The organism is Streptomyces sp. C, from assembly GCF_000158895.1.
Lineage (GTDB): Bacteria > Actinomycetota > Actinomycetes > Streptomycetales > Streptomycetaceae > Streptomyces > Streptomyces racemochromogenes.
This window is the reverse complement of sequence record NZ_GG657750.1, coordinates 4,761,017-4,768,732: the sequence shown is the minus strand read 5'-3', so window position 1 is coordinate 4,768,732 and position 7,716 is coordinate 4,761,017. Positions and strand designations below refer to the sequence as shown.

Below are 7,716 nucleotides of genomic sequence, written 5' to 3'. Positions count from 1 at the left end.
CCCCGCCCCCCGCGCCGGAGCCGGCCCCCACTCCCAGCGCTGCGACTGCGGGTCCCAGCGGGCGCCGTCGGACGAAGGCACCGGTCAGCCTCCCAGCGAGGCGAGCAGCCCGCCCAGCGCGGTGGCCGCGCTCAGCGTCTCCACCAGCGGCGCCCACCGCTCCAGTGCCCCGCGCAGCCGCGCGGGCAGGCCGGGCCGGATCTCCTCGGCCTCCTCCAGCTCCCCCGCCGCCTCGTCGAGCTCGGCGTCGAGCTGCGCGCGCTCGGCGCTGCGGGGCAGCCGTACGAGGGCGGCGCGCAGTTCGCGTACGCCCTCCAGCAGTTCCGCGGCACTGGGCGCCCGGTCCCGCTCGCCTTCGGCGTGGTGGTGGACGGTGTTGGTGTTGTTGCTGCCGCCGAAGCTGAAGGCGCTGCCGTGCACGTCGCCGATCCGGATGCCGTGCGCGTCGTCGTTACCTGCCACCGCTGCTCCCCTTGCCGCTCGTACCGCTGGTGTTGGTGTTGTTGCTGCCGCCGAAGCTGGCCGCGCTGTTGTTCATCGACTGGATGTAGACCCCGCCTTCGGCGACGGTGACCGCGCGCCGCGCGAACTCCTCGGTGTGCCAGCCGGCTTCGTGCAGGGCGACGGTAACCCCGCCGACCACCCGGTCCTGAATCGTTTTCAGATACCGGTCGAGGTCCATGAGGTGGAAGAGGGAGCCGTCCTCCATCGCGGCGAGTTCCCGCACCGACAGCCCCGGCCCCTCGGGGCGGGCGCCGCCGTGGCCGCCGGTGGCGATCCGGCTCCAGCTGAGGTATCCGCGCCCCAGGGTGGCGACGGACGCGGCGAACGAGCCGGGGGTGGCGGCGAGCGCGTCGGAGGCCTTGCCGAGCCAGGTGTTGTTGAGCAGCCGCTGGGCGGCCGCGTCGGCGTTCTGGAACCCGGCGCGCACGGGGAGCAGCACGTGCGGGGCCACTTCCAGCATCAGCATGCCGCCCTGGGTGTGGACCCGTACGAAGACGGTGACGACGAGGTTCTCGTCCCAGCCGCCGACCCGGATGCGCAGGAAGTGCCGACGCCGCTCCCCGCCCTCCTCCATGGCTCCGAGGCGGTGCTCGGCGAACTGCCCGGGGGAGAGCGGGGCCGCGTCGCGGTGCGGGAGTCCGGCGGCCGGCAGGAACACGCACTCGTCGACGGCCAGCTCGCGCAGCCGGTCCAGTACGGCTTCCTGGGCCTCGCGCGAGCCGTGCGGGGAGGGCACGCGCAGGGCCTGGAGCAGTGGGGTGATGCGTCCGACGATGTGCGCGTTGGTGACGGGCTGCGGCTTGCGGCCGGGGCCGAGGTCGTCGCGGGGGCGCAGTTCCACGGAGAGCTGCCAGGGCCGGAAGGCCTCCCCCGCCCCGGTGAACGGGGCGTTGATGTCGTACATGACCAGCGGGGCGTGCTGTTCGCGCCGGATCCGGGCGCGGACCCGGGCGAAGCGGGCGCTCTGCGAGGCCTCGGCGGGGTCGCCGGCGTGGTCGGCGTACCGGGACGGGGAGAGCTCGCGCAGGACGATGCGGGCGGCGTGGCCGCGCTGGAGCCCGACGACGGTGACGAGGGCCGCGAAGACGAGCGGCATCAGCCACCCCCTCAGGGAGCCGCTCGCGCCGGGCCTCGCCAGGTTGGCGGCCGCGTAGGCGGCGTCGTCGGAGAAGAAGGAGAAGACCTCGAGGAACGCGGAGAGCGCGGTGAAGTTGCCGCTCATGGCCGTCCAGACCGACAGGACGATGAAGACCAGCCACACCCAGGTGTATACGCGCAGGACCAGGCCGAGCGTGCGGACGACGCGGCTGCGTCGGGCGCTCAGCCAGTTGGCGAGGCTCAGCTGCAGGAAGGGGACGAGCAGCAGCGTGAGCTGCCAGCCGGTCAGCAGGGACCCCACGAACCAGGCCCCGATGACCCCGGCGGCCCAGCCGAGCTCGATGCGGCGGGCCCGCAGCGCGTGGGCCAGGACCCGGGCGGCGTCGAAGCCGTAGGAGGGGGCGGCGATGCGCTCCTCGTGGACGAACAGTTCGTCGATCACCCGATCGCGGTACAGGGCGTCGAGGTAGGTACCCGCGCACAGCAGGCGGCCGGCCTCGCTGACGGAGGGGTGTACCGGCGGACGGCCGCCGTGCGGGTCCGCTCCGGCGTCACCGCCGCCGGACTGAGGGGGAATCAGGTGGTCGGTCACCGGGCGACCTTATTTTCCACCTACATGGTTGGACAGCCGCTTTCACGCCAAAGCGCCCCGGCCGTGTTTGGGCGGGGCGCTTCGGGATTCGTACCGTCAGGCCTTCGGGTGAAGGACCTGCTCAGGACGGGTGGATCAGATCAGGCCGAGGGCGCGGACAGCGTCGCGCTCCTCGACGAGCTCCGCCACGGACGCGTCGATGCGCTTGCGGGAGAACTCGTTGATGTCCAGGCCCTGGACGATCTCGTACTTGCCGTCCTTGGTGGTGACGGGGAAGGAGGAGATGATGCCCTCCGGGACGCCGTAGGAGCCGTCCGACGGGATGCCCATCGAGGTCCAGTCGCCCGCGGCGGTGCCGTTGACCCAGGTGTGCACGTGGTCGATGGCGGCGTTGGCGGCCGAGGCGGCCGAGGAGGCGCCACGGGCCTCGATGATCGCGGCGCCGCGCTTGGCGACGGTCGGGATGAAGGTGTCGGCCAGCCACTCCTGGTCGTTCACGACCTCGGCGGCGTTCTTGCCGGCGATCTCCGCGTGGAAGATGTCCGGGTACTGGGTCGCCGAGTGGTTGCCCCAGATGGTGAGGCGCTTGATGTCGGTGACGTCGGAGCCGGTCTTCTGGGCCAGCTGCGTGATCGCGCGGTTGTGGTCCAGGCGGGTCATCGCGGTGAAGCGCTCGGCCGGTACGTCCGGGGCGGCGGCCTGCGCGATGAGCGCGTTGGTGTTGGCCGGGTTGCCCACGACGAGGACCTTGATGTCGTCCGCGGCGTGCGCGTTGATCGCGGCGCCCTGCGGCTTGAAGATGCCGCCGTTGGCGGAGAGCAGGTCACCGCGCTCCATGCCGGCGGTGCGCGGGCGGGCGCCCACGAGCAGCGCGACGTTGGCGCCGTCGAAGCCCTGGTTCGGGTCGTCGAAGATGTCGATGCCCTTGAGCAGCGGGAAGGCGCAGTCGTCGAGCTCCATGGCGGTGCCCTGGGCGGCCTTCATGCCCTGGGGGATCTCCAGGAGGCGGAGCTTGACCGGCACGTCCGCGCCGAGCAGGTGGCCGGACGCGATGCGGAAGAGCAGCGCGTAGCCGATCTGGCCGGCGGCGCCGGTGACAGTGACATTCACGGGAGTGCGGGTCATGGCCTTCTCCGTTAGACAGCTGGCGGTGGGGCGTCCCCGCCCCATGTGCTGGACCCCAAATGGCTGGGGAGGACGCCGCTTCCCTGTCCTGTGAATCTTGACGTGAAGAGACATCCGCGGTCAGGCTATCCGACCCGCGGGGCCCCCAATCCCCCGGACCCTGTGGTCCACGGCACACGGGTGCCCGGGTGCGGAGGTTTCGAAGGTCCGGACGGGTGTACGCCCCCGTTCCCGGCCGTCACTCCACTCGGAAGACCTCACCCGTCCGGTGTCCTTCGACCGACTTCACGTAGGCGTTCGCGGCGCGGGCGACCGGTACCGGGTCGAAGCCGGCGAAGGCGTCCCCGTACGCGTCGAGGGACTCGGTGAAGACGGTCGGGCTGACGGCGTTGATCCGCTGGCGGCCCGGGAGTTCGATGGCGGCGGCCCGTACGAAGGCCTCGACGGCGCCGTTGGCGAGGGAGGCGACCGAGCCGGTGAGCAGCGGTTCGCGCGCGAGGATCCCGGTGACCAGGGTGAAGGAGGCGTGCGCGGGGAGCCGGGGGGCGCCCTGGCGGACCAGCTCGACCTGGCTGACGGCCTTGCCCTCCAGGCCCTCGCGGACGTCGGCGGTGCTCAGCTCGGACAGCGGGCGCCACGGGACGCTGCCGGCGGCGCTCGCCACCGCGTCGACGGGGCCGGCCGCGTCGTACATCGCCCGGATGGACTCGGGGTCGGTGATGTCGACGTACACGTCCGCGTCCTTGCGGGAGGCGGTGACCACCTCGTGGCCGCGCTCGCGCAGGGCCGTGCGGACCGCGCTGCCGAGGGTTCCGTTGGCTCCGACCAGGAGCACCTTCAGGGGAGCGTTCATGACGACGAGCATCCGCCCCGCCCATCGTGAAGTCCAGCTACTTCGGCTACACCCATCGTTAAGCTGAACTCATGCTTGATGTGAAGCGGATGGTCATCCTGCGGGACCTCGCCGAACACGGGAAGGTCACCGTGGTCGCCGAGCTGCACCGGGTGACCCCCTCCGCGGTCTCCCAGCAGCTGCGCGCCCTGGAGGCCGAGGCCGGCGCCGCCCTCGTCGAACGGGAGGGGCGCGGCCTGCGGCTCACCCCGGCGGGCGCGGCCCTGGCCGCCGCCTGCGAACCGGTGCTGGCCGCGCTGGAACGGGCCGAGGGGGCGGTACGGGCCCTGGACACGGGCCCGGCGGGTGAGCTGTACGTGGGCTGCGCCCCGAGCGCCCTGGCGACGGTGGCCGCGCCGCTCGTGGCCCTGCTGGCCCGGCGCCATCCCGGGCTGCGGCCGCGCGTGGTCCAGGCCGACCCCGAGGAGGCCGTGCCGCGGCTGCGCGGACGCCGCCTGGACCTCGCCGTGACGTACGCGTACCCGCTGCTCGGCGCCGCGCCCGCGAGCGGGACCACCGCCGTCCCGCTGTTCGACGACCCGCTGTGCCTGGCGCTGCCCGAGGCGCTGCTGCCGGCCTACGAGCGGGAGGGGACGGCGGCGCTGCGCGACGCCGACTGGGTCTCGGCGCCCGCCCCGAGCAGCTGCCGGGAGATGCTCGTGCACACCTGCCGCAACGCCGGGTTCACCCCGCGCATCGCGCACGAGTGCTCCGACCTGCGGGCCGGGCTGTGGCTGGTCGCCGCCGGGCGGGCCGCGTCGGTGCTGCCGAAGCTGCTGTGCGACGCGCCGCCGCCCGGCACGGCGGTGGTGGAGCTGCCGGGCCGGGGGCGGACCCTCCAGGCGCTGGTCCGGGCCGGCACGGAGACCCGCCCGGCGGTCGCCGCGGCCCTGGGCGCCCTGCGGGAGGTCGTCAGCGGACGGTGAAGCGGACCGCGCTCTCCAGGAAGGGCAGGTGCAGCCACGGCCCGGGTTCCATGACCAGGGCGAGCAGCGTGATGGCCACGCCCAGCACCCCGTACGTGATCATGTCCGTGAAGCGGGAGCGCACCGCGAGCATGCCCACCGAGGGCAGGACGCGCCGCATCACCGCCGCCGCGATCAGCGCGACGCCGATCACCAGGCAGCCGACCCGCGCCTGCCCCACCGCCGTGGTCAGCAGCCCCACCGCCGTGGCGGCGAGGACGCTGAGCATCGGCCACTGACGGGCCGGCGTGGACACCGCCCCCGGGATCGCGCGGCCGCCGCCCTCGGGCCGGGCCGTGTCCTGGGTGACGGTGGGGAACCGCCGCGACCGCGCGGCCGCCGGCGCGCACCGCTCCGCCCCCGCCGCCCGCCCGGCGTCAGACGCCTTGCCGGGGCCGGACGCGTTGCCGGGGCCGTCCGCCCCGCCGGGACCCGACGCCTTGCCGGGACCCGACGCCTTGCCGGAGCCGGGCTCCCCGCCGGGGCCCGGCTTCCCGCCGGGGCCGGACGCGTTGCCGGGCGCCGGGGCCGGGCCCGGCTTCCGGTCGGCCGCCGCCCCCGCCCCCTCCTTCGGGCGGGGCGACCCGCCGGGCGCCCCGTCCGTACCGCTCACGTCGTGCTCAGCCCGCACTGGTGGTCCGCTCCGCCGCCTCGACGACGTTCACCAGCAGCTGCGCCCGCGTCATCGGGCCGACACCGCCCGGGTTCGGGGAGAGCCAGCCCGCCACCTCGACGACGCCCGGGTGGACGTCCCCGACGATCTTGCCGTTCTCGTCGCGGCTGACGCCGACGTCGAGCACCGCCGCGCCCGGCTTCACGTCCTCCGGCTTCACCAGGTGCGGGACGCCCGCCGCCGCGACCACGATGTCCGCCTGGCGCAGCAGCCCCGCCAGGTCGCGCGTACCGGTGTGGCACAGCGTCACGGTGGCGTTCTCGGACTTGCGGGTCAGCAGCAGCCCGATGGAGCGGCCGACGGTGATGCCCCGTCCGAGCACCACGACGTGCGCGCCGTTGATCTCGACCCCGTGGTGGCGCAGCAGCTCGACGATCCCGTACGGGGTACAGGGCAGCGGGCCCTGCTCGTTCAGGACCAGCCGGCCCAGCGACATCGGGTGCAGGCCGTCGGCGTCCTTGGCCGGATCCATCAGCTCCAGGACGCGGTTGGTGTCGATTCCCTTGGGGAGCGGGAGTTGGACGATGTAGCCCGTGCAGGCCGGATCGTCGTTCAGCTCGCGCACGACCGCCTCGATGTCCTCCTGGGAGGCCGTCGCGGGCAGTTCGCGCTGGATGGAGGCGATGCCGACCTCGGCGCAGTCCTTGTGCTTGCCGTTGACGTACCAGCGGCTGCCCGGGTCGTCACCGACCAGGAGGGTGCCGAGGCCGGGGGTGACGCCCCGTGCCTTCAGCTGCTCCACACGGGCCTTCAGTTCGGATTTGATCGCGGCCGCGGTGGCCTTGCCATCGAGAATCTGGGCGGTCATGGGGGCATCCTCCCGGATGGGGCGGCCCGGCTTCCACTCGGACGTCGGCCGGATCGCGCTCTTGATTGCACTTGCACAACAAGTCTGGCCCGCCCCGGCAACCAACTGGACAAGCCCGGTGCGGGCCCACCACGATGACGGGCAGCAAGTCGATCGGAAAGAGTGCCGCGGGCAGTGCCGGGGGGCGTACCGCAGAAGCAAGTGTCCTCCAGCGTGCCGTGCGTCCCCGCACTTCACGGAGGAAAGACCCAGATGAGCTTCGGCGACCCGAACAACCCCTACGGGCAGCAGCCTCAGCAGCCGCCGCAGGGCCAGCCCGGCTACGGCTACCCGCAGCAGGCCCCGCAGGGCGTCCCGCCGCAGGGCCAGCCCGGTTACGGCTACCCGCAGCAGGGCCAGCAGCCCTACGGTGTCCCGCCCCAGGCGCCGGGTACCCTCCAGGCCAACAACGGCTACATCAACGTCGCCGGCCTCGGCACCGTCCAGGTCGCCACGATGGGCCGCCGCTTCGGCGCCCGCGTGATCGACGGTCTGATCATCGGTGTCCTGTACTTCATCCTGAGCTCCGTCGTGTTCGCCGGCGCCTTCGGTGCGGCCAGCGACATCAAGGACTGCTCGGGCATCGACCCGCTGTCCCCCGAGTACAGCACCTGCCTCAACGAGGCGTCGGCCCAGGCCGGCGAGGCCGCGGGCGGCATCTTCGCGGCCTTCTTCGGCGGTCTGCTCATCCTCGGTCTCGCCACCCTGCTCTACGAATGGCTGATGATCGCCTTCGTCGGCGCCACCGTCGGCAAGATGGCCCTCGGCCTGAAGGTCGTCAAGGAGAACACGGGCCAGGTCCCCGGCATCGGCGGCGGCTTCATCCGCTGGATCATCCCGATGGTCGGCTCGGTCCTCTGCGGCATCGGCCAGCTCCTGGTCTACCTCTCCCCCTTCTTCGACAACTCGGGCAAGCTCCAGGGCTGGCACGACCGTGCCGCCGGCACGATCGTCGTCAAGAAGTAAGCAGCAGGCAGTACAGCAGTACCCACCGCTCACGGCGAAGGCCGCGTCCCGCAG

General features: G+C 73.1%; 8 protein-coding genes. 2 read left to right on the top strand and 6 right to left on the bottom strand.

All coding sequences use genetic code 11. From position 1 onward, the window contains the following. Window positions 1-84: 84 nt before the first annotated feature. The 4 genes from SSNG_RS21580 to SSNG_RS21565 form a co-directional block, all read right to left on the bottom strand. Window positions 85-462, bottom strand: coding sequence for a hypothetical protein (locus SSNG_RS21580; RefSeq protein WP_007266010.1), 378 nt, complete (start codon window positions 460-462; stop codon window positions 85-87). Beyond that, window positions 452-2,194, bottom strand: coding sequence for a hypothetical protein (locus SSNG_RS21575; protein ID WP_007266009.1), 1,743 nt, complete (start codon window positions 2,192-2,194; stop codon window positions 452-454). Before SSNG_RS21575 ends, SSNG_RS21580 begins: the two co-directional genes overlap by 11 nt. Window positions 2,195-2,329: 135 nt before the next feature. Continuing rightward, complete coding sequence (locus SSNG_RS21570; RefSeq protein WP_007266008.1) at window positions 2,330-3,319, bottom strand: malate dehydrogenase; 990 nt, start codon at window positions 3,317-3,319, stop codon at window positions 2,330-2,332. Window positions 3,320-3,557: 238 nt separating this feature from the next. Beyond that, the gene (locus tag SSNG_RS21565; protein WP_347232458.1) at window positions 3,558-4,172 is read right to left on the bottom strand and encodes a short chain dehydrogenase; all 615 of its coding nucleotides are present in this window, start codon (window positions 4,170-4,172) and stop codon (window positions 3,558-3,560) included. A 71-nt stretch (window positions 4,173-4,243) separates the two neighbouring features. Here SSNG_RS21565 and SSNG_RS21560 point away from each other — a divergent pair, with 71 nt between their 5' ends. Then, window positions 4,244-5,137: a LysR substrate-binding domain-containing protein gene (locus SSNG_RS21560; protein WP_007266006.1), complete on the top strand. Its 894-nt coding sequence runs from the start codon at window positions 4,244-4,246 to the stop codon at window positions 5,135-5,137. On the opposite strand, the gene SSNG_RS21555 is transcribed toward SSNG_RS21560, so the two are convergent. Further along, window positions 5,124-5,789 carry a DUF3017 domain-containing protein gene (locus SSNG_RS21555; RefSeq protein WP_007266005.1) on the bottom strand — a complete coding sequence of 222 codons (666 nt, stop codon included), beginning with the start codon at window positions 5,787-5,789 and terminating at the stop codon, window positions 5,124-5,126. The genes SSNG_RS21560 and SSNG_RS21555 overlap by 14 nt on opposite strands. 7 nt (window positions 5,790-5,796) lie before the next feature. After that, a complete protein-coding gene (locus SSNG_RS21550; RefSeq protein WP_007266004.1) occupies window positions 5,797-6,657 on the bottom strand; it encodes a bifunctional methylenetetrahydrofolate dehydrogenase/methenyltetrahydrofolate cyclohydrolase in 861 nt (286 codons plus the stop codon). A 252-nt stretch (window positions 6,658-6,909) separates the two neighbouring features. Between SSNG_RS21550 and SSNG_RS21545 the strand changes: the two genes are divergently transcribed. Continuing rightward, complete coding sequence (locus SSNG_RS21545) at window positions 6,910-7,662, top strand: RDD family protein (RefSeq protein WP_007266003.1); 753 nt, start codon at window positions 6,910-6,912, stop codon at window positions 7,660-7,662. Window positions 7,663-7,716 lie beyond the last annotated feature (54 nt).

Coding starts and splice junctions, on each gene's coding strand:
- SSNG_RS21545 (WP_007266003.1), top strand. CDS start 6,910: ATGAGCTTCGGCGACCCGAACAACCCCTACGGGCAGCAGCCTCAGCAG.
- SSNG_RS21565 (WP_347232458.1), bottom strand. CDS start 4,172: ATGAACGCTCCCCTGAAGGTGCTCCTGGTCGGAGCCAACGGAACCCTC.
- SSNG_RS21550 (WP_007266004.1), bottom strand. CDS start 6,657: ATGACCGCCCAGATTCTCGATGGCAAGGCCACCGCGGCCGCGATCAAA.
- SSNG_RS21570 (WP_007266008.1), bottom strand. CDS start 3,319: ATGACCCGCACTCCCGTGAATGTCACTGTCACCGGCGCCGCCGGCCAG.
- SSNG_RS21560 (WP_007266006.1), top strand. CDS start 4,244: ATGCTTGATGTGAAGCGGATGGTCATCCTGCGGGACCTCGCCGAACAC.